This is a genomic window from Arsenicicoccus sp. UBA2120 (assembly GCF_002330965.1).
Lineage (GTDB): Bacteria > Actinomycetota > Actinomycetes > Actinomycetales > Dermatophilaceae > Arsenicicoccus > Arsenicicoccus bolidensis.
Map to the genome: position 1 here is coordinate 1 of NZ_DCYC01000098.1, position 24,473 is coordinate 24,473.

The 24,473-nt window shown below is 72.0% G+C and carries 22 protein-coding genes, 1 tRNA gene and 1 pseudogene; 22 read left to right on the forward strand and 2 right to left on the reverse strand.

The window, feature by feature from the left end:
* Positions 1-60 precede the first annotated feature (60 nt).
* Both B2P18_RS16940 and B2P18_RS16945 read right to left on the reverse strand, forming a co-directional pair.
* Positions 61-2,709: a S8 family serine peptidase gene (locus B2P18_RS16940; RefSeq protein ID WP_286961680.1), complete on the reverse strand. Its 2,649-nt coding sequence runs from the start codon at positions 2,707-2,709 to the stop codon at positions 61-63.
* Between the two features lie 142 nt (positions 2,710-2,851).
* Positions 2,852-2,923: transfer RNA gene (locus B2P18_RS16945), tRNA-Arg, on the reverse strand.
* Positions 2,924-3,008: 85 nt separating this feature from the next.
* On the opposite strand from B2P18_RS16945, the gene B2P18_RS16950 reads away from it, so the two are divergent.
* The 22 genes and pseudogenes from B2P18_RS16950 to B2P18_RS17055 form a co-directional block, all read left to right on the forward strand.
* Positions 3,009-3,422, forward strand: coding sequence for a response regulator (locus B2P18_RS16950; protein ID WP_029210685.1), 414 nt, complete (start codon positions 3,009-3,011; stop codon positions 3,420-3,422).
* Complete coding sequence (locus B2P18_RS16955) at positions 3,419-4,201, forward strand: hypothetical protein (protein WP_286961681.1); 783 nt, start codon at positions 3,419-3,421, stop codon at positions 4,199-4,201. The genes B2P18_RS16950 and B2P18_RS16955 overlap by 4 nt, the downstream gene beginning before the upstream one ends.
* 2 nt (positions 4,202-4,203) lie before the next feature.
* Positions 4,204-5,637, forward strand: a complete 1,434-nt coding sequence (gene lysA / locus B2P18_RS16960) for a diaminopimelate decarboxylase (RefSeq protein ID WP_286959024.1) — start codon at positions 4,204-4,206, stop codon at positions 5,635-5,637.
* Between the two features lie 183 nt (positions 5,638-5,820).
* Positions 5,821-7,155, forward strand: a complete 1,335-nt coding sequence (locus tag B2P18_RS16965; RefSeq protein ID WP_029210682.1) for a homoserine dehydrogenase — start codon at positions 5,821-5,823, stop codon at positions 7,153-7,155.
* 1 nt (position 7,156) lies between these two features.
* Entirely contained in the window at positions 7,157-8,245 is a 1,089-nt protein-coding gene (gene thrC, locus B2P18_RS16970; RefSeq protein ID WP_239264025.1) for a threonine synthase, read from the forward strand.
* Positions 8,246-8,255: 10 nt separating this feature from the next.
* The gene (locus B2P18_RS16975) at positions 8,256-9,197 is read left to right on the forward strand and encodes a homoserine kinase (protein WP_286959023.1); all 942 of its coding nucleotides are present in this window, start codon (positions 8,256-8,258) and stop codon (positions 9,195-9,197) included.
* Between the two features lie 400 nt (positions 9,198-9,597).
* Entirely contained in the window at positions 9,598-11,877 is a 2,280-nt protein-coding gene (rho, locus tag B2P18_RS16980) for a transcription termination factor Rho (protein WP_286959022.1), read from the forward strand.
* Between the two features lie 220 nt (positions 11,878-12,097).
* Entirely contained in the window at positions 12,098-12,310 is a 213-nt protein-coding gene (gene rpmE / locus B2P18_RS16985) for a 50S ribosomal protein L31 (RefSeq protein WP_286959021.1), read from the forward strand.
* A gap of 85 nt (positions 12,311-12,395) precedes the next feature.
* On the forward strand, positions 12,396-13,481 hold the full coding sequence (gene prfA, locus B2P18_RS16990; RefSeq protein WP_239264021.1) for a peptide chain release factor 1: 1,086 nt from the start codon (positions 12,396-12,398) through the stop codon (positions 13,479-13,481).
* Positions 13,478-14,398 (forward strand): peptide chain release factor N(5)-glutamine methyltransferase, encoded by a 921-nt coding sequence (gene prmC / locus B2P18_RS16995; protein ID WP_286961682.1) that lies wholly within the window; start codon positions 13,478-13,480, stop codon positions 14,396-14,398. The genes prfA and prmC overlap by 4 nt, the downstream gene beginning before the upstream one ends.
* A 10-nt stretch (positions 14,399-14,408) precedes the next feature.
* On the forward strand, positions 14,409-15,215 hold the full coding sequence (locus tag B2P18_RS17000; RefSeq protein ID WP_286959018.1) for an L-threonylcarbamoyladenylate synthase: 807 nt from the start codon (positions 14,409-14,411) through the stop codon (positions 15,213-15,215).
* A gap of 60 nt (positions 15,216-15,275) precedes the next feature.
* The gene (glyA, locus tag B2P18_RS17005; protein ID WP_239264016.1) at positions 15,276-16,553 is read left to right on the forward strand and encodes a serine hydroxymethyltransferase; all 1,278 of its coding nucleotides are present in this window, start codon (positions 15,276-15,278) and stop codon (positions 16,551-16,553) included.
* A gap of 21 nt (positions 16,554-16,574) precedes the next feature.
* On the forward strand, positions 16,575-17,711 hold the full coding sequence (locus tag B2P18_RS17010; protein WP_286961683.1) for an MraY family glycosyltransferase: 1,137 nt from the start codon (positions 16,575-16,577) through the stop codon (positions 17,709-17,711).
* A gap of 97 nt (positions 17,712-17,808) precedes the next feature.
* Positions 17,809-18,249: a hypothetical protein gene (locus tag B2P18_RS17015; RefSeq protein WP_286959014.1), complete on the forward strand. Its 441-nt coding sequence runs from the start codon at positions 17,809-17,811 to the stop codon at positions 18,247-18,249.
* The gene (locus tag B2P18_RS17020) at positions 18,246-18,488 is read left to right on the forward strand and encodes an AtpZ/AtpI family protein (RefSeq protein WP_019285669.1); all 243 of its coding nucleotides are present in this window, start codon (positions 18,246-18,248) and stop codon (positions 18,486-18,488) included. The genes B2P18_RS17015 and B2P18_RS17020 overlap by 4 nt, the downstream gene beginning before the upstream one ends.
* Positions 18,489-18,561: 73 nt before the next feature.
* Complete coding sequence (atpB, locus tag B2P18_RS17025; RefSeq protein ID WP_239265134.1) at positions 18,562-19,362, forward strand: F0F1 ATP synthase subunit A; 801 nt, start codon at positions 18,562-18,564, stop codon at positions 19,360-19,362.
* Between the two features lie 109 nt (positions 19,363-19,471).
* The gene (locus tag B2P18_RS17030) at positions 19,472-19,684 is read left to right on the forward strand and encodes a F0F1 ATP synthase subunit C (protein WP_205621819.1); all 213 of its coding nucleotides are present in this window, start codon (positions 19,472-19,474) and stop codon (positions 19,682-19,684) included.
* Between the two features lie 51 nt (positions 19,685-19,735).
* On the forward strand, positions 19,736-20,365 hold the full coding sequence (locus B2P18_RS17035) for a F0F1 ATP synthase subunit B (protein WP_286959013.1): 630 nt from the start codon (positions 19,736-19,738) through the stop codon (positions 20,363-20,365).
* Positions 20,365-21,177 carry a F0F1 ATP synthase subunit delta gene (locus B2P18_RS17040; protein ID WP_286959012.1) on the forward strand — a complete coding sequence of 271 codons (813 nt, stop codon included), beginning with the start codon at positions 20,365-20,367 and terminating at the stop codon, positions 21,175-21,177. Before B2P18_RS17035 ends, B2P18_RS17040 begins: the two co-directional genes overlap by 1 nt.
* 71 nt (positions 21,178-21,248) lie before the next feature.
* Positions 21,249-22,883: a F0F1 ATP synthase subunit alpha gene (atpA, locus tag B2P18_RS17045; protein ID WP_286959011.1), complete on the forward strand. Its 1,635-nt coding sequence runs from the start codon at positions 21,249-21,251 to the stop codon at positions 22,881-22,883.
* Between the two features lie 122 nt (positions 22,884-23,005).
* Positions 23,006-23,935, forward strand: coding sequence for a F0F1 ATP synthase subunit gamma (locus B2P18_RS17050; protein WP_286959010.1), 930 nt, complete (start codon positions 23,006-23,008; stop codon positions 23,933-23,935).
* Between the two features lie 30 nt (positions 23,936-23,965).
* Positions 23,966-24,473 (forward strand): annotated as a pseudogene (locus B2P18_RS17055) (F0F1 ATP synthase subunit beta); the annotation flags it as partial.

The following is a 24,473-nucleotide window of genomic DNA, read 5'->3' on the forward strand; positions in this document are numbered from 1 at the left end:
ATGTGACGACCTGAGGTAGGCACATCCGCCCGACTTCGCCCGCGGCCACCGCGCCCGAGGTCAGGTGGCGATGCGCAGCAGCGTCGCCCGCGGCGACGTCGGGTAGCGCACGTAGCCCAGGTAGACCCGTCGCGGCTCCAGGCCCTGCCACACCAGCCAGGGCGTGGCGGTCGCGCCGCTGGTCAGCAGCGACGTGCGTGGGTTGACCGTGAACATCGCGTCGCGGCCGCTCTGCACCGCAAAGGTCTCGAGCGTGAACGAGGCGGTCCCGGAGACGGCATACCCCTGCACGACGAACCGGTAGGTCCCGGCCGCCGGGCTGCCGACGTCCAGCGTCTCGTCGCCCGACTCGGTCTCCGCGGCCCCGACCGTGGTCCAGGTGCTGCCGTCCAGCCGCTGGAGGTAGAGGTCCAGGTCGTCGGCGCCGTTCGCGGCGACGAGGTCTCCCCGCAGCAGGGGCGACCCGGCAGCCACCGTCAGGGACGGGGTGGCCCACGTGCCGCCCTGGCTCACCGTGCCCGGGTCACGGCGTCCGGTCGCCAGCCCCGTCACGGGCGTGAACCGGCCGGACGTGGGGCTCGCCACCCGGATGGGCAGGCGACCGGAGCGTCCGGTCGCCGACAGCTCTCCAGGCTGGGAGAACCCGGACCGCGACACGATCGGCAGGTGCAGCGTCGAGCCACCGGCGGTGGGCGTCAGCGTGACCCGCCCCTTGGCCCAGGCGCCGTTGGTCGCGGTCGACGGTCGCAGGACCAGCGACAGCGTGACGGGCGACCCTGCGGTGGCGGTGATGCTGGCGGGCGTGGTCACGACATACCCCGGGAGGGAGGCGCGGACCGACCAGGTGCCGCTCCGGGTCGCGGTGAACCGCCGCGTCACCCGCACGTCACCGCCCTGCAGCGGCACGGCGATCGAGGCAAGGTTGAGGTCGGTGGGGTCGAGCGGCGTCCGGCCGGTGTCGACGCCCTGGCCCTGCGCGAACCTCGCCATGTCCTCCGGCGTCGCGTCGAGCAGCAGGCCCGGGTCGAGGGCGGCGGCCGGGGCGACATACCCCGCCCCCTGGGCGAACGGGTCGGTCGTGGTCGTGTCGACGCTGGTCATCATGAGCGCGGACCGTATGGCGCTCGGCGTCCACGCTGCTTCCCGCGCATGGCGCGCCTCGAGCAGCGCGGTCAGGCCGGCGACGTGGGGGCTCGCCATGGACGTGCCCGACATGTTCTCGTAGACCGAGGGCGCGGTGGTCGACCAGCCGGCCCGCCACGGGACCGACCCGGCCACGATGCCGACGCCGGGCGCGGCCAGGTCGGGCTTGATGATGCCCGAGCCCGACGCCGACGTCGGGCCGCGACCCGAGAAGTCCGCCACCGCCATCGGCGAGGTGTGGCTGGCGGCGGCCACGGTCGTCACCCACGGCGCGACATGGTCCACGGTGCCGGCCCTGGGCCCGTCGTTGCTCCCGGCCGCCACGACGGCGACGCCCGCCGCGTCGGCGCGCTGGAAGGCCAGCGACACGGGATCGGTCACACGGTCCGAGGACCCCGAGATCGAGTAGTTGAGCACGTCCACCCCGTCGAGCACGGCCTGGTCGACGGCGGCCACGACGGAGTCGTCGAGGCAGTAGTTGTCGTTGATCCCGTCGCGGTCCTGGTCGACGCCGTCGAAGTCCCAGCACACCTTGTAGGCCGCGACGGCGGCGCCGGGCGCGATCCCTGCGCTGCGACCCCAGGCCCCGCCCATGTCGACCTCGCGACCGGCGGCGGTCGAGGCCGTGTGGGTGCCGTGACCGTCGTTGTCGCGGGTGGACCAGTAGTCCGGGTTGCCGGCGCTCGGGGACGTCTTGCGCCAGTCCGGGTCGCCGGTCGGGAAGGCGCGGGCGGACACGAGCTTCTGGTTGCACAGGGCCGAGGTCCAGACCTCGACCGGGTTGCTGCCCACCGCGCCCGTGCAGCTCCCGCGGAAGGTCCCGCCGTCGGCCTTGGTCAGCGTCGTCGTGGCCCCGCGGTCCAGGCTGTATGCCGACCCCACCGTGCTCGTGGTCGCCGTCCCGAGCGCCGGTCCCGTGAAGCTGGCGTTCTCGGGCCACACCCCCGTGTCGAGCACGCCGACGACGACGCCCCGGCCGGCCGTCGCGGCGCTCGTCGGGGGAGTGGATCCGGCGCCGACCCGGGCCCACACGCCGGACGTGCCCGTCAGGCCGAGCGCGTCAGGGGTCTGGTAGACGGTGGGGCGCCGGCGCTGCACGGGATCGACGGCGGCGACCTCGGGGTCCGACCGCAGCGCGGCGACCTGCCCGGCGTCCAGGCGGGCGCTGAACCCGTTGGTGGCCACGGTGAACTGCCGCTCGATCGCGACCGAGCGGCGGGCGGCCACGGCGCGCTGCGTCGTCTCGAGGCTCGCGCGGTGGTCGCGGACGGCGGCGCTCGTCGACTGGAAGCGGCCGCCCTTCGGTGCCTTGGTCCGGGGTGCCACGGCGGCCGGGGGTGCCTTGAGCGTGACGATGAAGTGGCCCCTCGCGGTGCTCTTGGCGGGGCCCGTGGCCCTCGTGGGCGCCGTGCCCTGCGCGGTCGCGGTGGGCGTGGCGGACGGGCTCGCCGCCGACGGGTTCGTGGCCGACGTGCTCGCGGCCGCCGCGGGGGCGGTGACCAGCAGGGCGAGGGCGCCGGCGGCGACGATGCGCGACCGTCGGGCCAGGGGGAGGGGGACCGGCATGGGGTGGCTCCATTCACCAGAGGATCAACTACGCAGAGTAGTAGTTGATCACCCTCGGTGTCTGGATGGCGTGAAAGCCCCGGTGCGTCGAGCCCGAGCACAGCGAAGGCCCGGTCCGTCAGGACCGGGCCTTCGCGTCGGGCGCCCCCAGTAGGATTCGAACCTACGCACCCGCCTCCGGAGGGCGGTGCTCTATCCCCTGAGCTATGGGGGCCCAGCAGCACGATTGAGGGACGACGCGCCATGGCGCAGCGACCGGTTCGTGCGAAGGTCGACCATACCAGCCTAGGCTCGCAAACATGGAATGGGACCAGGGCGACGGCGAGCGGCTGGGGACGGTGCTCGTGTGCGACGACGCCGACCAGATCCGGACGCTGATCCGGCTCAACCTCGAGCTCGACGGCTACGACGTGATCGAGGCCGGTGACGGGGTCGAGGCCCTGGAGATCCTCCGCGACCCGGCCATGCCCCGGCCGGACGTGATCACGGTCGACGCGCTCATGCCGCGCCGCGACGGGTGGTGGATGGTCGGGATGATCCGGGCCGATCCGGCGCTCGAGGACATCCCGATCGTCATGGTCACGGCCTCGGTGCAGCCGCACCACCGCGTCCAGGCCGAGCAGGCCGAGGTCGACGGGTTCATCGCCAAGCCCTTCGAGCCGGACGAGCTGCTGGCGATGGTGGGGATCCTCGCCGCGAGCGGGCGCGCGTGAGCGGGAGCCCGGCTCACGGATCGAGCTTCGTCCTCTCCCAGCAGATCTCGTATGTCGCCGCGCGCGCCGGCCACGACATCGACCCCCACGACGTGCCGCTCGAGCCGTCCCGTGGCGGCCGCCCGGGCACACCGGCGCGCCGCCCGGACACACCGGCGCGCCACACGGACACACCCGCCCGCCACCCTGACTGGATCTCCTCGCTGCCCCTGCGCCTCGCCGCGGGCGACCCCGACGCCGCCGCCCACCACGCGACCCGCCTCGTCGAGGCCCTCGCCCCGGCCGTCGACGCCGACGTGATGCCGCGCGGGCTGCTCGGCATACGGCTGGACGACCCCGCCCTGGTGGCCCTGGCGCTCGACCTGCCGCGCGGGTGGGCGGACCGCGCACCCGGCCCCGCCGCCTCCACCCAGCCGGCCACAACCCAGCCGGCCACGACCCGGCGGACCGCCGCGCGCACCCCGACGAACCCCCGGTATGCCGCCCAGCTCGCCCACTCCCGGCTGTGCCGCCTGGCGGAGCAGCCGCCCGGCGAGCGGCTCCCGCCCCACGACGTCCTCGTCCGCCTCGTCGACGCCTGGCGCGTGCGCGACCGGCTCGCGGCGGACGGCCGGGTGCACCACCTGACGGACTGGCTCGCGGCCTACGGCGCGTCTGTGCTGGTCTGGACCCGAGAACCCCGCCCGCGCGACCTCGACCACCGGGTCGTCGTCGCGGCCCGGGACGCCCTGGCCGACGGCCTGCGCGCGTCCGGGGCCACCCCTCTCGAAAGGTTGTGACCATGCACGCGCACGAGGCCGGTGCCCTGCACGCCGACGGCTACTCCGCCGCTCCCGAGTGGCTCCCGTGGCCCAGCGACGTCAACGAGCTCGAGCCCGGCCTGTGGGCGCGCAACGTCACCAAGGACGCGGCGGGCGAGCTGGCGGTCGCGGGCGTGCCCGTCTCCCGGATCCGGGACGAGTTCGGCACCGCCGCCTATGTCATCGACGAGGACGACTTCCGCACGCGGGCCAGGGAGTTCAAGCAGGCGTATGCCGCGGCCTTCGCCGATCCGGAGCTGGGCGGCGGCGGCGACGTCTACTACGCGGGCAAGGCCTTCCTGTGCACCGCGGTCGCGTCCTGGATCCGCGACGAGGGGCTCTGCCTCGACGTGTGCACCGGCGGCGAGCTGGCCGTGGCCCTGCGCGCCGGCCTGCCGGGGGAGCGGATCGGCTTCCACGGCAACAACAAGACGGTCGCCGAGATCGAGGCCGCGGTGGACGCCGGCGTCGGGCGGATCATCGTCGACAGCCACGCCGAGATCGACCGCGTCGCCGCCGTCGCCCGCTCCCGCGGCGTCGAGGTCGGGGTCATGGTGCGCGTGACCGCCGGGGTCGAGGCGCACACCCACGAGTTCATCGCGACCTCCCACGAGGACCAGAAGTTCGGCTTCTCGCTGGCCGGGGGAGCGGCCTTCGCGGCCTGCGAGCGCATCGTCGCCCGCCCCGGTCTGCGCCTGCTCGGGCTGCACAGCCACATCGGCTCGCAGATCTTCGAGACCAGCGGGTTCGAGCTGTCGGCGCGGCGCGTCCTGCAGCTGCACGCGCGCGTCCGCGACGAGCTGGGCGTCGCCATGCCCGAGCTCGACCTCGGTGGCGGCTACGGCATCGCCTACACCACGCAGCACACCCCGCTCCCGCCCGCCGAGCTCGCGCAGCAGATGGCCGAGATCGTCCGTCGCGAGGTGACCTCCCTGGGCATCGACGCCCCGCGCGTCTCCATCGAGCCCGGCCGCGCCATCGCCGGTCCGTCGACCTTCACCCTCTACGAGGTCGGCACGGTCAAGCCGGTCCAGGTCGACCGCGGCGCCACCCGCCTCTACGTCTCGGTCGACGGCGGCATGAGCGACAACATCCGCACCGCCCTCTACGGCGCCGACTACTCCTGCACCATGGCCAACCGCCGCAGCGACGCCGCCCCCGTCATCTCCCGTGTCGTGGGCCGCCACTGCGAGAGCGGCGACGTGGTCGTGCGCGACGAGTACCTCCCGTCCGACGTCATCCCCGGCGACCTCATCGCCGTGCCGGGGACCGGCGCCTACTGCCGCGCGATGGCCAGCCAGTACAACCACACCCCGCGCCCGCCCGTCGTGGCGGTGCGCGACGGCGTGGCCCGGCTGGTCGTGCGCCGCGAGACCGTCGAGGATCTCCTCGCCCTGGACGTCGCCGACGCCTGATCGACATACGAGACGTTCGCGTCCCGTATGTCGGACAAACGGCCGCCGCCACCACAAGACCGGTCGAGACTGAGGGTGACGACCATGCCGCTCGAGGATGCTCGTCAGCGTCTCGCACGACCGGGCGCGTCCTCGAGCCTCGACCCGACCGTCGCACGACCTGACGAGCAAGGAGCCCCACCCGTGGAGGACAGCGACAAGCAGACCCCGATCCGGGTGGCCCTGCTGGGCTGCGGCGTCGTCGGATCGGCGGTGGCGCGGCTGCTGACCGAGCAGGCCGACGAGTTCGCGGCCCGCATCGGTGCCCCGATCGAGCTGGTCGGCATCGCCGTCCGCCGCCTCGGGCGCGACCGCAGCGCCGCCAGCGTGGACCCGGAGCTGTTCACCACGGATGCCGACGAGCTCGTGACCCGGGCCGACGTCGTCGTCGAGGTCATCGGCGGGATCGAGCCCGCCCGCACCCTCATCCTGCGGGCCTTCGAGCACGGCGCGGGCGTCGTGACGGCCAACAAGGCGCTGCTCGCCGAGAGCGGACCCGAGCTCTACGCCGCGGCCGAGTCCGCCGGCGTCGACCTCTACTACGAGGCGTCGGTGGCGGGCGCCATACCGCTGCTGCGTCCGCTGCGCGAGTCCCTCGCCGGCGACGACGTGCGCAAGGTCCTCGGCATCGTCAACGGCACCACCAACTACGTGCTGGACAAGATGCACACGACCGGTGCGGGCTTCGGCGAGGCCGTCGAGCAGGCCCAGGCGCTGGGCTACGCCGAGGCCGACCCGACCGCCGACGTCGAGGGCTTCGACGCTGCCGCCAAGGCCGCGATCCTCGCCTCGCTCGCCTTCCACAGCCGCGTGAGCGGCAACGACGTCTATCGCGAGGGCATCACCGAGGTCACCGCCGCCGACGTCCAGGCCGCCGAGTCGATGGGCTGCGTCGTCAAGCTGCTCGCCATCTGCGAGCGGGTCGAGGCGACCCCCGAGCACCCGACCGGCATCAGCGTCCGGGTCCACCCGGCCATGATCCCCACCACGCACCCGCTGGCCGGGGTCCGTGAGGCCTTCAACGCCGTCTTCGTCGAGGCCCGGTCGGCCGGCGAGCTCATGTTCTACGGCCGCGGCGCCGGGGGAGACCCCACGGCCAGCGCGGTCCTCGGCGACGTCGTCGCCGTCGCGCGGCACCGCGTGCTGGGCGGTCGCGGGCCGGGGGAGTCGGCCTATGCCGACCTGCCGACGCTCGACATGGGCGACGCCCGCACCCGCTACTTCATCAGCCTCGACGTGGCCGACGAGCCCGGCGTGCTGGCCGCTGTCGCAACGGAGTTCGCCCGCCACCACGTGTCGATCGAGACGGTGCGCCAGCAGCAGCTCACCGGCGACGAGCACGACACCGAGGAGCGCGCCGAGCTCGTGATCGTGACCCATGCCGCGGCCGACTCGGCGCTGGGCGCCACGGTCGAGGCGCTCGGTGCGCTGCCGCAGGTCCGTGAGGTGTCGTCCGTCATGCGCGTCGAAGGAGAGTGACATGGCCCACCAGTGGAAGGGCGTGATCGAGGAGTACCGCGAGCGCCTGCCGATGCTGGCCGGCGCGCCCACGGTGACGCTGCACGAGGGCGGGACCCCCCTCATCGAGGCGGAGCACCTCTCCGAGCTCGTCGGGGCGCAGGTCTACCTCAAGTACGAAGGGCTCAACCCCACCGGCTCGTTCAAGGACCGCGGCATGACCACGGCGATCTCGGTCGCCGCCCGCGCCGGCGCCAAGGCCGTCATCTGTGCCTCGACCGGCAACACCTCCGCGTCGGCCGCGGCCTACGCCACCAAGGCCGGCATGACCTGCGCGGTCCTCGTGCCCGACGGCAAGATCGCCATGGGCAAGCTCTCCCAGGCCATCGCCCACGGCGCCACGTTGCTGCAGGTCGAGGGCAACTTCGACGACTGCCTGACCGTGGCGCGCAAGCTCGCCGAGTCCTACCCGGTCGAGCTGGTCAACTCGGTCAACCCCGCGCGCATCGAGGGGCAGAAGACCGCGGCCTTCGAGGTCGTCGACGCCCTCGGGGACGCCCCCGAGATCCACTGCCTCCCCGTCGGCAACGCCGGCAACATCACGGCCTACTGGCGCGGCTACCGGCAGTATGCCGAGATCACCGACGGCCTCGCGCCGGTCGCCACGCGGCGTCCTCGCATGTGGGGCTTCCAGGCCGAGGGGGCCGCCCCGATCGTCAAGGGCCACCCCATCGACCACCCCGAGACCGTGGCCACCGCCATCCGCATCGGCAACCCCGCCTCCTGGCAGCAGGCCGAGGCCGCGCGCGACGAGTCCGAGGGGCTCATCGACGCCGTGACCGACGACCAGATCCTGGCCGCGCACCGCCTGCTGTCCTCCCGCGAGGGCGTCTTCGTCGAGCCCGGCTCGGCCGCGTCCGTCGCCGGTCTGCTCACGTCCGCCGAGGCCGGCCTGGTCCCGCGCGGCGCACGCATCGTCTGCACGGTCACCGGCCACGGACTCAAGGACCCGCAGTGGGCCCTGCGCATGGCCGACGGCTCCGAGGTCGAGCCGGTCAAGGTGTCCGTCGACGCCGTCTCCGTCGCGTCGGCCCTCGGGCTCGAGGGCTGACGTGTCCGCGGTGACCGCCCTGCCCGAGGGCGCCGCCGTCCGGGTCAACGTGCCGGGCAGCAGCGCCAACCTAGGCCCGGGGTTCGACGCGATCGGTCTCGCGCTGGGCGTGTGGGACTCCTACGACGTGGTCGTCACGGGCGACTCCCTGGTCATCGACGTGACGGGCGAGGCCGCCGACGAGGTGCCCCGCGACGCGTCCCACCTGGTCCACCGCTGCCTCGCAGCCGGCCTGGCCCGGCTCGGGGTCGACGAGCCCGCCGGCCTGCACCTCGTGTGCCGCAACGGCGTCCCGCACTCGCGGGGGCTCGGGTCCTCGGCGACGGCGGCCGTGGCGGGGTATGCCGCCGCCACGGCTCTCGTCGACCTCGCCCGCGGTGGCGACGGTGACGTCGACCTCGACCTCGTCAACCAGCTGTCCGGCGAGCACGAGGGCCACCCCGACAACTCCTCCGCCAGCGTCTACGGCGGGATGACCCTGTCCTGGTCCACGCGGCCGCCCGCCGTGGCGCCCGTGCGCACCGTGCAGGTCGAGGTGCACCCGGACGTCGTGCCGGTCGTGCTCGTGCCCGACCTCACGCTGTCCACCTCGACGGCACGGTCCGTGCTGCCGCCGCAGGTGCCGCTCAAGCACGCGGCCCTCAACTCCGCCAGGGCGGCCCTGCTGGTCGAGGCCGTGTCCCGTCGTCCCGAGCTGCTGCTGGACGCCACCGTCGAGTGGCTGCACCAGGAGCAGCGCCGCGAGGCCTACCCCGAGTCCATGCGGCTGCTCGACGGGCTGCGCGAGCTCGGCCACGCGGCCGTGATCTCCGGGGCGGGTCCGACGGTCCTGGTGCTGACGACCGCCGACCGGGCCGCCGAGGTCCACGCCCTGCCGCTCCCGCAGGGGTGGCGGTCGGCGACGCCCGGCATACCCACCGTCGGTGTCCGCGCCGTCCGGCTGGAGGGCTGAGCCGCGCCGCGCGGCCCGGATGTGGGGTCTTGGCGCCCAGCGCCCACCCCGGGTGATAGGTTGGGTATGCATCGAGCACGACGGTGGTTCGGCCCGATGATCCCGGATCTGCAGGACTCACGGTCCTGCGTCCAGGCCCTCATCGCTTCCCGGCCGACCCGCGACGTCGCGGCTCCGACCTCATCGCCCACGACACCTCCGGGTGTGCGGCACCGAGCGCACGGGGACCCGACACGATGCGATCCCACCGACCGATCACCGGTCAGAGGCCACCGGCCGCGGCGCGAGCGCTGCGAGGCGGGCAGAGCCGCGAGGTGGACCGACCGCCGAGAGCTGTTCTCGGCTACATCACCTGCCCAGGCGCGGATGCCGGGCAGACGACGAGGGGGAAGGAACCTTCGTGACCGACAACACCGAGACCACCGTGACCGGTGGGACTCAGCGACGCACGACCGCTCTGTCGGCGATGCGTCTGCCCGAGCTGCAGGCCGTGGCCTCCGAGATGGGCATCTCCGGCACCGCCAAGATGCGCAAGAGCGACCTGGTCGCCGCCATCCGCGAGCGCCGTGGTGGCGGTCGCACGTCCGGAGCGGCCGAGTCCGCCCCGGCCGCGCAGGCGTCCGCCCCGGCTCCGGCCACCGCTCCCGCCTCCAGCGCCCCGGCGTCGGATCGTCAGCCGGCGGAGCGTCCGTCCTCCCGGCGCGAGGAGGCCCCCCAGCTGCGTCGTGACGAGGGTCAGGACCAGCCCCGCCGCGACGAGGCCCAGCGGCTGCGCCGCGACGAGGGGCACAAGGTCGTGCGTGACGAGGCCCCGCAGTCCGCCGCACCGGCCGAGGACCGCACCGACCGTGACGAGCCCGGCGAGCGCCCCGAGCGGCGCACCCGCCGTGGTCGCCGCGTCGCCTCGTCGCCGAGCGCGGCGCCGCAGGGCGAGCGCAACGCCGAGGCCGACCGCCGCACCGCCGACCTGGCCGCCGAGCTCCGTCGTCAGGCCGAAGGCCAGCAGGCCGCAAATGGCACTGACACCTCTGGGTCCGGGCGCGACCAGCGCGACAACGCTCCCCGCGACGAGCAGCGCCCCCGCCGCGAGCGCGACAACCGCGACAACGGCGGTCGCGACCAGCGTGACGTCAACCGCGACAACGGCGGCCGTGACCAGCGTGACGGCAACCGCGACAACCGCGACAACCGCGACAACGCCGGCCGCGACAACCGGGACGGCGCCAACCGCCCCCAGCGCGACAACGGCGGTCGTGACCAGCGTGACGGTGGCAACCGCGACAACCGCGACAACCGCGACAACACGGCTCGGGACAACCGCGACAACGCCGGCACCAACCGCGCCGCCCGCGACAACGGTGGCCGTGACCAGCGCGACAACCGCGACAACAACCGCGACGACCGGTTCGACGACGAGCAGGGCGGCCGTCGCCGTGGCCGTCAGCGCAACCGCGACCGCAAGCGTCGTGGCCGCACCGAGGACTTCCGCGCCGGTGAGGACGTGTCCTACAACGACGAGGACGTGCTGCTGCCCGTCGCCGGCGTGCTGGACGTGCTCGACAGCTACGCCTTCCTGCGCACCAGCGGCTACCTGCCCGGCTCGGGCGACGTCTACGTCACCCTCGGCTTGGTCAAGAAGTTCGGCCTGCGCAAGGGCGACGCGGTCCAGGGCGTCATCAAGGACCCGGGCGAGGACGGCACCGGCCAGCACCAGCACGGCAAGCAGGGCAAGTTCAGCGCCCTGGTGCGGGTGGACGCGATCAACGGTCAGACGCCCGACGAGGCGCGCAGCCGGGTGGACTTCGCCAAGCTCACCCCGCTCTACCCGCAGGAGCGCCTGCGGCTGGAGACCCAGCCCAACGTCCTGACGACCCGGATCATCGACCTGGTGTCGCCGATCGGCAAGGGCCAGCGCGGCCTCATCGTCGCCCCGGCCAAGGCCGGCAAGACGATGGTCATGCAGGCGATCGCCAACGCGATCACGAGCAACCACCCCGAGTGCCACCTGATGGTCGTCCTGGTCGACGAGCGTCCGGAGGAGGTCACCGACATGCAGCGCGCCGTGCGCGGCGAGGTCATCTCCTCGACCTTCGACCGCCCGGCGTCGGACCACACGACGGTCGCCGAGCTGGCCATCGAGCGGGCCAAGCGGCTCGTCGAGATGGGCCAGGACGTGGTCGTGCTGCTCGACTCGATCACCAAGCTGGGTCGCGCCTACAACCTCGCCGCCCCGGCGAGCGGTCGCATCCTGTCCGGTGGTGTCGACTCCGCCGCGCTCTACCCGCCCAAGCGCTTCTTCGGTGCGGCCCGCAACATCGAGCACGGCGGCTCCCTCACCATCCTCGCGACCGCTCTCGTCGAGACCGGCTCCAAGATGGACGAGGTGATCTTCGAGGAGTTCAAGGGCACCGGCAACATGGAGCTCAAGCTCGACCGCCAGCTCGCCAACCGGCGCATCTTCCCCGCGGTCGACATCAACGCCTCGAGCACGCGCCGCGAGGAGATCCTGCTGTCCAGCGAGGAGCTCAAGATCATGTGGAAGCTCCGCCGCGTCCTGGCTGCCCTGGACCAGCAGGCCGGCATCGAGCTCCTCCTCGACCGCCTCAAGAAGACCAAGAGCAACGTCGAGTTCCTGATGCAGGTGCAGTCCAACTCCCCCTTGAAGGGCGACGACGACTGAGCCGTCCTCACCGACAGAGTGGTCACGGATACGACGTGAGGGTGCGTCTGATGTCGGATCTGTGACCACTGTGTCGGGCGGGCCGCCGCTCCGGCCCAGCGGGAATGCCTCCCGCGCCCACCGCGTTAGGACCGACGTGCCGCCATCTGGCACAATGGAGAGGTTGCCGGTTCACGAGAATTCGCTCGACCCGGCGCAACGATCTCAGAGGGAGACCACCATGAAGAAGGACATCCACCCGGCGTACGTCGAGACCCAGGTCACCTGCACCTGTGGCGCGACGTTCACCACCAAGAGCACGGCGACCTCCGGCAAGATCAGCGCCGACGTCTGCTCGCAGTGCCACCCGTTCTACACCGGCAAGCAGAAGATTCTCGACACCGGTGGTCGCGTCGCCCGCTTCGAGGCGCGCTACGGCAAGCGCCAGAAGTAAGCACCTCGCCTGGGCCGGTCCCTTCCGACATCACGTCGGGGGGACCGGCCCTTCGCGTCTCACCCCGTCCCTGACAGGAGTCGTCATGCTGGAGTCCGCCCGGTCGATCGTCGACGAGCACGCCGACCTCGAGCGTCAGCTGGCCGACCCCGCGGTCCACGGTGACCAGGCCGTGCTGCGTCGCCTCAACAAGAGGTATGCCGCGCTGGCGCCCACCGTCGCGGCATACCACGCCTGGCGCGCATCGATCGCGGACGTGGGCGCGGCCGAGGAGCTGGCGGCCGAGGACGCGGCGTTCGCCGAGGAGCTGCCGGCCCTGCGGGGCACGCGCGACGACGCCGAGGACAGGCTGCGACGGCTGCTGATCCCGCGGGACCCCGACGACGACCGCGACGTCATCCTCGAGGTCAAGGCGGGGGAGGGCGGCGAGGAGTCGGCGCTGTTCGCCGGCGACCTGCTGCGGATGTACCTCCGCTACGCCGAGCGTCGCGGCTGGCGCACCGAGATCATCGATGCCACCGAGTCCGACCTCGGCGGCTACAAGGACGTGTCCGTGGCGGTCAAGGCCAAGGGCACGCTCGAGCCGGGCGACGCGCCCTGGGCGCTGCTGAAGTACGAGGGCGGCGTGCACCGGGTGCAGCGCGTCCCCGTCACGGAGTCGCAGGGGCGCATCCACACGTCCGCCGCCGGGGTGCTGGTCATGCCCGAGGTCGAGGACGTCGCCGAGGTCGAGCTGCACGACAACGACCTCAAGATCGACGTCTACCGCTCGTCCGGTCCGGGCGGGCAGAGCGTCAACACCACCGACTCGGCGGTGCGGATCACGCACCTGCCGACCGGCACGGTCGTCTCCTGCCAGAACGAGAAGTCCCAGCTGCAGAACAAGGAGTCGGCCATGCGCGTCCTGCGCGCGCGGCTGCTGCAGATGGCCCGCGACGAGGCGGCGGCCGCGGCGTCGGACGCGCGTCGCTCGCAGGTGCGCACGGTCGACCGCTCCGAGCGGATCCGCACCTACAACTTCCCCGAGAACCGCATCGCGGACCACCGCACCGGCTACAAGGCCTACAACCTCGACCACGTCCTCGACGGCGACCTCGACCCCGTCGTGGCGTCGGCGGTCGAGCTCGACGAGGCCTCCCGCCTGGCCGCGGTGGCGGGGTCCGACGCGTGACCGACCTGCGCGGCGTCGTCCGTGCGGCGACGGCCCGCCTCGCGGGGTCCGGGGTGCCCTCGCCACAGGTCGACGCGGTGGCGCTGGCGGCATACGTGCTCGGTTGCGACCCCGGCGAGGTGCACCGGGGCATGGTCCTCGGGACCCGCCTGACCGAGCGACAGGCGAGCCGGTATGCCGAGCTGCTCGACCACCGCGCCGCCCGCGTCCCCCTCCAGCACCTCACGGGCCGGGCCGGCTTCCGGCGGCTCGAGCTGTCCGTCGGGCCGGGGACCTTCGTGCCGCGACCCGAGACCGAGCTCGCCGTCGAGCTCGTGCTGGCAGAGCTCTCCCGTTTCGCGGCTGGCCCGGTGGTCGTGGACCTGTGCACGGGATCTGGGGCCATCGCGCTGGCGGTCAAGGACGAGCACCCTCCAGCGCGGGTCTACGCCGTGGAGGCCTCCGACCTGGCCTTTCGTCGGGCGCGGCACAACGCCGAGAGGCTCGACCTCGACGTGACGGTGATCCTTGCGGACGCGACCGGCGACCCGCGCGACGCGCCGGACCTGGCGCCTCTGAGCCCCGTGGCCGGCCGGGTCGACGTCGTCGTGTCCAACCCGCCCTACGTCCCCCAGGACGCCGTGCCGCGCGAGCCCGAGGTCCGCGACCACGACCCGACCATGGCGCTCTACGGCGGGCCGGGGGACGGGCTCGGCATACCGCTCGACGTGGCGCGCACCGCGGCGGTGCTGCTGCGCCCCGGCGGCCTGCTCGTCATGGAGCACGCCGACTCGCAGGGGGACACCCTGCCTGCCGCCCTGCGTCGCACGGGGGAGTGGGAGGACGTGCGCGACCACCGCGACCTCGCCGACCGGCCCCGCACGACCACCGCTCGTCGCTCCGGTCGCGTCACCGAGGGGGAGTCCTCGGGCCGATAGGCTCGGCGGCATGAGCGACAGCCCTGCGCACTTCGACTGCACGACGCCTGAGGGGCGACACGAGGGCGTGGCCGCGGCGGCCGACGCCGTGCGACGCGGCGAGGTCGTCGTCCTGCCGACCGACACCGTCTACGGCGTCGGGGCCGACGCGTTCAACCCCGACGCGGTCGCGGCCGTCCTGGCGGCCAAGGGTCGCGACCGGCACATGCCTCCGCCCGTGCTCGTGCCTCACGCCCGCACCGTCGACGGCCTCGCGATCGACGTCCCGCCCTATGCCCGGGACCTGATGGAGCGGTTCTGGCCGGGCCCCCTCACCCTCGTGCTGCTGGCCCAGCCCTCCTTGATGTGGGACCTCGGCGAGACCAACGGCACCGTGGCGCTGCGCATCCCGCAGGACGAGACCGCGATCGCGCTGCTGACCGAGGTCGGTCCGATGGCCGTGACCAGCGCCAACCTGACGGGGGAGCCCGCCGCGATGACCGCCGAGGAGGCCGAGGCGATGCTCGGCGACGCGGTCGGCGTCTACCTCGACGGAGGCCCCTGCGAGGACGGCGAGGCCTCCACGATCCTCGACTGCACGCAGGAGCGGCCCCGCGTCCTGCGCGACGGTGCCATCGACGAGGACGCGCTGCGCGAGGTCCTCGGGTCGGTGCGCCTCGAGGGCGACGACGACCCCGCCGAAGGTGACCTCGGCGAGGGTGACCTCGGCGATGGTGAATCTGCAAGGCAGGAGAGCGCGCACGACGACCGGCTCGCCGGCCTCCCGCGCCTCGACCCCGGCACGCCGTCCGGACGTCCCGACGGCCCCACCCTCTAGGCTGAGGCCCAGGCCACCGCCGCCCGTCACCGTCCACCCCACGCACCCGGGAGCACACGCATGTCCGACACCCCGTTCTACGGTTCCGACTACGCCGCCCTCGAGGCCCTCGACCCGGAGATCGCCGGCGTCCTGCAGTCCGAGCTGACCCGCATCCGCAGCGGGCTGCAGCTGATCGCCAGCGAGAACCTCTCGAGCCCCGCGGTGCTCACCGCCCTCGGGTCCACGCTCTCCAACAAGTACGCCGAGGGATACCCGGGTCGTCGCTACTACGGCGGTTGCTCCGAGGTCGACAAGGCCGAGCAGATCGCCATCGACCGGTGCAAGGAGCTGTTCGGGGCCGAGCACGCCAACGTCCAGCCCCACTCCGGCGCCAGCGCCAACCAGGCCGTCTACGGCGCCTTCTGCCAGCCCGGCGACAAGGTCCTGGCCATGTCGCTGCCGCACGGCGGCCACCTGACCCACGGCGCCAAGGTGTCCTTCTCGGGCAAGTGGTTCGACGTCGCGCACTACGGCGTCGACAAGGACACCGAGGACATCGACTACGACCAGGTCCGCGACCTGGCGCGGCAGCACCGCCCCAAGGTGATCCTGGCGGGTGGGTCCGCCATCCCGCGCCTCATCGACTTCCAGGCCTTCCGCGACATCGCGGACGAGGTCGGCGCCATCTTCTGGGTCGACGCGGCCCACTTCATCGGCCTGGTGGCCGGCAAGGCCATCCCGTCTCCGGTGCCGCACGCCGACGTCGTCACCTTCACGACGCACAAGGTCCTGCGCGGGCCGCGCTCCGGCGCCCTCGTCTGCCGCGAGGAGCACGCCGCCAAGCTCGACAAGGCCGTGTTCCCGATGATGCAGGGGGGCCCGCAGATGCACACGGTGGCGGCCAAGGCCGTCAACTTCAAGGAGTGCATGCAGCCCGACTACCAGCAGTACGCCAAGGACGTCATCGCCAACGCCCAGCGCCTGGCCGCGGGCCTGGCCGAGCGCGACGTCCGCCCGACGACCGGCGGCACCGACACGCACCTGGCCCTGCTCGACCTGCAGAAGGTCGGCGTCACCGGCGCCGACGCCGAGGCGCGCTGCGACGCGGCCGGCATCGTCCTCAACAAGAACGCCATCCCCTTCGACCCGCAGAAGGCCAACGTCGCCTCCGGCATCCGCGTCGGCACCCCCTCGGTGACCACGCAGGGCATGGGCCTGCCCGAGATGGACGTCATCGCCGACGTCATCCACCGGGCCGTCACCCAGACCGACGGCGACCCCCAGCACCCGGTGGCCAAGGACATCCGGGCGACGGTCGAGGACCTCTGCACGCGCTTCCCGGCCTACCCCCGCTGACCTGGCCGAGGGCGAGCCGGCGTGCGTGAGTACCTCTTCGTCATGGTGGTCGCTGCGGCGATCACCTTCCTGACGACGCCTCTCGTGCGCTGGCTCGCCGTCCGCACCGGTGCCATGACGGCGGTCCGGGACCGGGACGTGCACGTCGTCCCGATCCCGCGGCTCGGGGGAGTGGCGATCCTGCTGGGCTTCCTCGGGGCGGTGCTGCTGGCCTGGCGGCTGCCCTTCCTCGGTGGTTATGTCGAGGGGCGGGTGGCGGCCGAGAGCGTCTTCAGCGACGGCCGTATGACGGGGGTGGTCGTCGGTGCCGTCCTCGTGTGCCTGGTCGGTGCCGTGGACGACGTCCGCGAGCTCGACTGGCTGACCAAGCTGGCCGGGCAGGTCCTCGCGGCCGGGATCATGGCCTACCAGGGCCTGCAGCTGCTCTCGGTCCCGGTGTTCGGCCAGACCGTCCTGCCGCTCGCCGTCATGATCGCCCTCACGATCCTGGTCGTGGTCGTGACGACCAACGCCGTCAACTTCGTGGACGGGCTCGACGGGCTCGCGGCGGGCATCGTCGGCATCGCGGCGCTCACCTTCTTCACCTACAGCTATGTCGTCTCGATGTCCTACAACCCGCCCAACGTGTTCTCGTCGGCGACGCTCATCTCGGCCGCCCTCGTGGGGTGCTGCGCGGGCTTCCTCCCGCACAACTTCCACCCCGCGCGGCTGTTCATGGGCGACAGCGGCGCCCTGCTGCTCGGCCTCCTGCTCGCCGCGGCGACCATCTCGATGACCTCCCTCGACCCCACGCAGGTCGGCATGGCGGCGGGCCGCTCGACGGCGGTGCTGGCGTGGATGCCGCTGGTGCTGCCCCTCGCGATCCTGTCCCTGCCGCTGCTCGACGTGGTGCTGGCCGTCGTGCGCCGCACCCGGGCCGGCATCCAGCCGTGGCACCCGGACGCCCACCACCTGCACCACCGGATGCTGCGGGCCGGGCACAGCCACCCCCACGCCGTGCTGCTGCTCTACCTCTGGGCGGCGATCGTGTCGGTCGGCGTGCTGGCGGTCGCGATGTTCGACGGCTGGATCCCCGTGATCGCGGTCGCTGCAGCGATTCTCGTCGCGAGCTACCTCACGTTCAGCCATCGCAGCTCCCTCGACCGGCAGACCTTGTGATAGCGTTCACAAGCGCTCGACGGCGAGTGTGCGGAGGCTGATCACCCGCCCCGCCAGACCCGTTGCTCGAGCCCCACCCCGACCCGAGGACAGCCCCTTGCCCGCACGGCGCCCCCGCACCCCCAGCCCGGACGTCTCGTCCGCGATGCTGCGCACAGCGGTCCTCGGCTCCGTGGCGGCGCTGCCCCTCGTCGCCGGGGCGGGCGCCCTCTACCGCGGGTGGCGCGGCCTGGCCAGCGCCTCGCTGGGCGCCGCCACCACCACCGCCTTCTTCGCCCTCGGCGTCGTGGCCGTCTCGGCCCTGGTCAAGGGCCCCGCTGCAACGGTCCTGCCCGGTGCCTTCGTGGTCTACGCCACGCAGCTGGGCCTGCTGTTCCTCGTCTACGCGCTGCTGCGCGAGGCCGGCTTCATGGAGCCCATGGCCTTCGCCGGGGGAGCGGTCGCCGGGGTGCTCGTGTGGCAGGTCTGCCACACGGTCGCGTTCGCCCGCGGACGTCACGAGATCTACCCCGACCTGGGTGGGGAGGACCGCCGATGAGCACCTCCGACCAGCGCGACCCCGCCGACGAGCAGCACACGCCGCGCACCGCGGACGCCCTGGCGCACTCGACCGCCACCGACGTCACGTCCTACCTCATCTCGGGCCCGGTCGCCTTCGGGTTGATCGGCAAGGGTCTCGACGTCTGGTGGGGCACGGGATTCCTGCTGCCGGTGGGCATCGCCGTCGGGTTCGCCCTTTCTCTGTATGTCGTATGGGTCCGGTACGGTAGGGCCTGACTGTGATGACGAGTCCACGCCCCGCTGCCGTTCGCGTCCACATCGTCCTGTTCAGCTTCAACGAGGAGACACAGTGATCGTCACCGCCAGGCCTGCCATCGGTAGCCTCCCGGCGTCCAGCGGCGAGGGATTCACCCCGCCCTCTCCCGGCGACTTCTACGTCCCGCTGATCGGTGACTGGTTCACCCGCCCGATGCTGCTGGCCCTGCTGTCGGTCGTGCTCCTGGTCGGGTGGCTGCTGTGGGCCTCCAAGCGCGTGGCCGTCGTCCCCACCAAGCGTCAGTGGTTCCTCGAGCAGGCCTACGACTTCGTCCGCAACGGCGTGGCCCGCGACATGATCGGCTCCCGCGACTTCAAGCGCTTCACCCCGCTGCTGTTCGCGCTGTTCCTGTTCATCATCGTCAACAACTGGTTCGGCTCCACGCCGTTCACCAACTTCCCGACGCTCAGCCGCATCGGCATGGTGATCCCGCTCGTCGCGATCGTGTACATCGGCTACCACTACGCCGGCATCAAGAAGCACGGCCTCGGCGGCTACTTCAAGATGCTCGTGCCGGCCGGCGTCCCGATCTTCCTCGCGCCGATCATCTTCATCCTCGAGTTCGCGAGCTTCTTCCTCATCCGGCCGCTCACGCTCACCCTCCGTCTGTTCGGCAACATGTTCGCCGGCCACATGCTGATGGGTGTGTTCATCCTCGGCGGTGCCTACCTCCTGCTGTCCGGCAACCCGGGCTTCATGGTCGCCGGCGTCGGCGCCTTCGTGATGGGCTTCCTCATGCAGCTCCTCGAGCTGTTGATCCAGGCCATCCAGGCCTACGTGTTCGTCATGCTCGCCGCCTCCTACTTCGGTGGCGCCGTGGCTGACGAGCACTGATCCACCGGCCCAGCGCCGTTCGACCACAACCGAATACACCCCACAGACTCCCGGGCGGGCAGCCTCCCGGGTCACCCACAGAGAGAGAAATCTAGAGATGCAGCACTTCCTGGAGATCAGCGGCTCGATGTCCCTCGTCGGCTACGGCATCGCGACGCTCGGCCCGGCCATCGCCATCGGTCTCATCTTCGCCGCCCTGATCAACGGCATCGCCCGCCAGCCCGAGGCCGCCGGTCTCCTGCGTCCGCAGGCGATCTTCGGCTTCGCCGTGGCCGAGGCCCTCGCGATCCTGGGCTTCGTCCTCTTCTTCATCAACAACTGACGACCTCGCGCGTCACCCGCTCGAAGTCCGTCGTCTAGGTAGGAGAAGAACGTGCAGCTAACTGCCACGTCGCTCGTCGCGGCCGTGCCTGCCGCCGAGGGCGGCAACGACATGCCGCTGATCCCGCACATCCCCGAGCTCATCTTCACCCTCGTGGTGTTCGCGATCCTGTGGTTCGTCGTCGCCAAGAAGGTCGTGCCCAACCTCGAGCGCGCGTACGCCGAGCGCACCGCCGCGATCGAGGGCGGCATGGACAAGGCCGAGGCCGCGCAGCGCGAGGCCGAGGCCGCCCTGGCGGAGTACAAGGCGCAGCTCGCCGAGGCTCGTGACGAGGCCGCTCGCATCCGCGAGGAGGCCAAGGAGCAGGGCGCGGCGATCGTCGCGGAGATGCGTGGTCAGGCCCAGGCCGAGGCCAACCGGATCACCGAGTCGGCGCACAAGCAGATCGAGGCCGAGCGCCAGCAGGCGGTCGTCTCGCTGCGCTCCGAGGTGGGTCGCATCTCGACCGACCTCGCGAGCCGCATCGTGGGCGAGTCGCTGCACGACGAGACCCGTCAGAAGGGCATCGTCGACCGCTTCCTCGCCGAGCTCGAGTCCGGTGACATCCGTCCGCAGGTCGTCGGCAGCGGCGCCAGCGCCGGCGCCTCCCGGGCCGGCGAGCAGACGGACGGGGCGTTCTGATGCAGGGCGCGTCGCGCGGAGGACTCATCGAGAGCCGCAAGGCCCTGCAGGGCGTCCTGGAGTCGGGGGCCGACTGGTCCGCCGTGTCCGAGGACCTCTTCTCGGTCGCCGGGGTCATCGACGGGTCCGCCACCCTGCGCCGCGCGCTCGCCGATCCCTCGCGGGACGCGGAGAGCAAGCGGGGCCTGGTCCGCCGCCTGCTCGAGGGCAAGGTGCAGCCCGGCACGCTCGACGTGCTCGGCGCGGTCGCCTCCCAGCGCTGGTCCAAGGCGCGGGACCTGTCCGACACCGTCGAGCTGCTGGCCGTCGAGGCCCAGGTGGCGCTGTCGGAGAACGCCGGACGCGCGGACGACGTCGAGGAGCAGCTCTTCAGGTTCGAGCGGACCGTCACCGGGTCGCCCGAGCTGCGCGAGGCGCTCTCGGACCCGCAGCTGCCGGCCGAGCGCAAGGGGCAGGTCGTCGACCAGCTCCTCGCGGGCAAGGCCCACCCCGAGACGCGGCGCCTGGCCCACCAGGCCGTCGTCGCGGGTCGTGGCCGCAAGGTCTCGACCGTCATCGAGGAGTACCTCTCGGTCGCCGCCGCCCGACGTGCGCAGCTGAGCGCGGTCGTCACCGTCGCCAGCCCGCTCTCGCAGGAGCAGCACGACCGCCTGGCCGCCGCGCTGGGCCAGACCTACGGCCGCCCCGTCCTGCTCAAGGTCGTCCTCGACCCGCAGGTCGTCGGCGGCATCCGGGTGCAGGTCGGCGACGAGGTCGTCGACGGCACCATCGTCACCAAGCTCGACGCAGCGCGCCGTCACTTCGGCGCCTGAGTGCGGGTCCGACGCACCACCAGACACACCAACGTCGGTCCGCGCGACCGCTACGAGGAGAGAAGTTAGAGATGACGGAGCTTTCGATCCGTCCGGACGAGATCCGGGACGCCCTGGACAGCTTCGTGCAGTCGTACCACCCTGGTGCGGCCTCGCGCGAAGAGGTCGGTCGTGTCGTCGACGCCGGTGACGGTATCGCCCACGTCGAGGGCCTGCCCTCGGCCATGACCAACGAGCTGCTCGAGTTCGAGGACGGCACGCTCGGCCTCGCCCTCAACCTCGACGTGCACGAGATCGGTGTCGTCATCCTGGGTGACTTCTCCGGCATCGAGGAGGGCCAGCCGGTCAAGCGCACCGGCGAGGTGCTGTCCGTGCCCGTCGGCGACGCCTTCATGGGCCGCGTGATCAACCCGCTGGGCCAGCCGATCGACGGCCTGGGCGAGATCCAGGCCGAGGGCCGCCGCGCCCTCGAGCTGCAGGCGCCCAACGTGGTCTCGCGCAAGTCGGTCCACGAGCCGATGCAGACCGGCATCAAGGCCATCGACTCGATGATCCCGATCGGCCGTGGCCAGCGTCAGCTGATCATCGGCGACCGCCAGACCGGCAAGACCACGGTCGCGGTGGACACGATCATCAACCAGCGCGCCAACTGGGAGTCCGGCGACCCGGACAAGCAGGTCCGCTGCATCTACGTCGCCATCGGCCAGAAGGGATCCACCATCGCCTCGGTGCGTGGCACCCTCGAGGAGGCCGGCGCGATGGAGTACACCACGATCGTCGCGGCCCCGGCCTCCGACGCTGCGGGCTTCAAGTACCTCGCGCCCTACACCGGCTCAGCCATCGGCCAGCACTGGATGTATGACGGCAAGCACGTCCTCATCGTCTTCGACGACCTGTCCAAGCAGGCCGAGGCCTACCGCGCCGTGTCGCTGCTGCTGCGCCGCCCGCCGGGCCGCGAGGCCTACCCCGGCGACGTGTTCTACCTGCACAGCCGGCTGCTGGAGCGTTGCGCCAAGCTGTCCGACGAGCTCGGGCACGGGTCGATGACGGGTCTGCCGATCATCGAGACCAAGGCCGGTGACGTGTCGGCCTACATCCCGACCAACGTCATCTCCATCACGGACGGCCAGATCTACCTGCAGGGCGACCTGTTCAACGCCAACGTCCGTCCGGCCGTCGACGTGGGCATCTCGGTGTCCCGCGTCGGTGGCTCCGCGCAGATCAAGGCGATGAAGGAGGTCTCGGGTCGCCTCAAGGTGGACCTGGCGCAGTTCCGCGCCATGGAGGCCTTCGCCATGTTCGCCTCCGACCTGGACCCCGCGTCGCGCCAGCAGCTGGCCCGCGGTGCCCGTCTGGTCGAGCTGCTCAAGCAGCCGCAGGCGTCGCCGATGGCCGTCGAGGACCAGGTCCTCGTGGTCTGGGCCGGCACCTCCGGCAAGCTGGACGACGTGGACGTCGACGACGTGCGCCGCTTCGAGGCGGAGTTCATCGACTACGTCCGGCGCGAGCGCGGCGGCATCCTGGACGCGATCCGCGAGACCAAGAAGCTGGACGACGACGCCAAGGCCGCGATGGAGGACGCCATGACGGCGTTCAAGCAGCAGTTCCGTCCGGGCACCGAGCACGCGGGCATCCACCCGGGCCACGAGGAGTTCAGCTCCATCGAGGACGACGAGATGGACCGCGCGCAGATCGAGCGCCACTGACCTGACGCGCGCGTCGGTGCCGGGGGAGACCCCGCGGGGAGATCCCGGCACCGACCGCCGTCACCAGCGGCACACCGGACACCAGACACTCCAGGCAAGAACCCCAGGAAGGCGGCAACTACATGGGTGGGCAGATGCGGGTCTACCGCCAGCGCATCCGGTCCGTCAGCGCGACCAAAAAGATCACCAAGGCGATGGAGCTCATCGCCGCCTCCCGCGTGGTCAAGGCCCGCGAGGCCGTCATGAGCGCAGCCCCCTACACCCACGCGCTGACGCGTGCGGTGTCGGCGGCGGCGTCATACGCAGGCGAGGATCACCCGCTGACCACACGCACGAGCGAGGGCCGACGGGCCGGCGTCCTCATCATCACCAGCGACCGCGGCCTGGCCGGGGCCTACTCGGCGTCCGCGCTCAAGACCGCCAACGAGCTCATGGAGCGGCTGCGGTCCGAGGGCAAGGAGGTCGTGCCCTACATCGTCGGTCGCAAGGCCGTGGCGTGGTTCAAGTTCCGCGACCGCCAGTATGCCGATGCCTGGGAGGGCTTCAGCGACGCGCCCAAGTTCGCGCACGCGCAGGAGATCGGTGAGCGCGTCATGCAGGACTTCCTGCGCGACACCGAGGACGGCGGCTGCGACGAGATCCACGTCGTCTACACCCGCTTCCGCACCATGGTCACCCAGCAGCCCCGGGCCCTGCGCCTGCTGCCGCTGGAGGTCGTGGAGCGGGGTCAGCGCGTGGACGTCGACGAGGGCTTCCTGGAGGAGCCGGGCGACGAGGGCCTGCAGCCGCAGTTCTCGTTCGAGCCGGACGCCGAGACCGTGCTCGACGCGCTCCTGCCCAAGTACGTCACCTCACGCATCTACACCTGCCTGCTGGGTGCGGCCGCCTCCGAGCTCGCGTCGCGCCAGCGCGCGATGAAGTCGGCGACGGACAACGCCGAGGAGCTCATCAAGACCTACACGCGTCTGGCCAACCAGGCTCGTCAGGCCGAGATCACCCAAGAGATCAGCGAAATCGTGGGCGGCGCCAACGCCCTCGCGGACGCCAAGTAAGCCGCCCAACACAAGAAGGTAGAGACAGCCATGACTGCCACCATGAACGAGGCCCAGCAGGGCGCCCCCGCCGAGGGCGGCGTCGGTCGGGTCTCCCGTTCCATCGGCCCGGTCGTCGACGTGGAGTTCCCCGCCGACGCCATGCCCGAGATGTACAACCTGCTCAAGGTCGACGTCGAGCTCGGCGGTGAGACCAAGACGCTGAACCTCGAGGTCGCCCAGCACATCGGCGACAACCTCGTGCGCGCCGTGTCCCTGCAGCCCACCGACGGCCTCGTCCGCGGCGCGACGGTGCGCGACACCGGCGGCCCGATCACCGTCCCCGTCGGCGACGTGACGCTCGGCAAGGTCTTCAACACCACCGGCGAGGTGCTCAACCTCGCCGAGGGCGAGCGCTTCGAGGTCAACGAGCGCTGGGGCATCCACCGCCAGGCGCCGGCCTTCGACCAGCTCGAGTCCAAGACGCAGATGTTCCAGACGGGCATCAAGGTCATCGACCTGCTGACGCCGTACGTGCAGGGCGGCAAGATCGGCCTGT